Annotated in this window: 2 protein-coding genes; one reads left to right on the plus strand and one right to left on the minus strand. The window is 43.7% G+C overall.

The window, feature by feature from the left end:
* Nucleotides 1–297 precede the first annotated feature (297 nt).
* Complete coding sequence (locus R7P67_RS26675) at nt 298–432, plus strand: hypothetical protein (RefSeq protein ID WP_005478679.1); 135 nt, start codon at nt 298–300, stop codon at nt 430–432.
* A gap of 78 nt (nt 433–510) precedes the next feature.
* Here the strand turns inward: R7P67_RS26675 and tatC are convergent.
* The coding region (gene tatC / locus R7P67_RS26680; protein ID WP_318086566.1) for a twin-arginine translocase subunit TatC at nt 511–1,011 on the minus strand (501 nt) is incomplete at its 5' end.

Below are 1,011 nucleotides of genomic sequence, written 5' to 3' on the forward strand. Positions count from 1 at the left end.
TGCTATCACCACGGAAAATGCAAAAAACTTATTTAAGATTTAAGCAAGACAACAAACGCAACAAGCGGCCATACTAGGTCGCTTTTTTATTGCCTAAATGGTTGGGTGAACAGGCCAAACCTGAAACGATTCAACCAGCAATACTGTAGTGTTGATAGACATAACTATTAACTTGTAACCCTACCCACTTCGCATCATACGTATTCCATCAGTACGCTTCTTGTGACTGTCCACAACTCGACACATTCTTTTCTTATACTGCTATTCGCCTACGTCTTAGCACAGGTGTAAAACAACATGAATACGGATATTGAAATGTGTACACATGGTGCTTACTTGCAACGCGTACCACGCAACTTTTTTCAAAAGCTGCTAGGCATCAAAGAAGTTTATGTTTGTACTAAATGTGGTTACGTGTTGAAAGTTAAGTAGTTAGCCCAAAATAGCAAACCAACCGCAACAAAAAAGCGGCTCATTTGAGCCGCTTTTTACTGTCTAAAAACTGAAGGATTACTCCTCTTCTTCCTCATCTTTACGAGTGTAAAAACGAGCAAAGAACAGACCAACCTCAAACAGTAAACACATTGGGATCGCAAGTAACGTCTGCGAAATCATGTCTGGCGGCGTCAGCAGCATGCCGACAACGAACGCAGCCACAATAATGTATGGACGCTTCTCTTTTAGGTCTTGCGGCGTGGTCGCCCCAGTCCAACAAAGTAGGATAATCGCCACTGGCACTTCGAACGCAATACCAAACGCCATAAACAGCGCCAATACAAAGTCGAGGTAACTCGAGATGTCGGTTGCGAACTCTACCCCACCAAGAGAGATAGCAGTAAAGAAGCCAAACACCAATGGAAATACCACGAAGTAAGCAAACGCCACACCGCAGTAGAACAACAATGAGCTAGAGAACAGCAATGGCATGATCAATCGACGTTCATGCTTGTACAAACCTGGCGCGACAAAGGCCCATACTTGGTACAAGATAAACGGCACCGCAATAAACAC

Source organism: Vibrio sp. Vb0937, assembly GCF_033338855.1.

What these genes read in the sequence shown, in the direction of transcription:
- R7P67_RS26675 (WP_005478679.1), top strand. Translation starts at nt 298, where the DNA reads ATGAATACGGATATTGAAATGTGTACACATGGTGCTTACTTGCAACGC.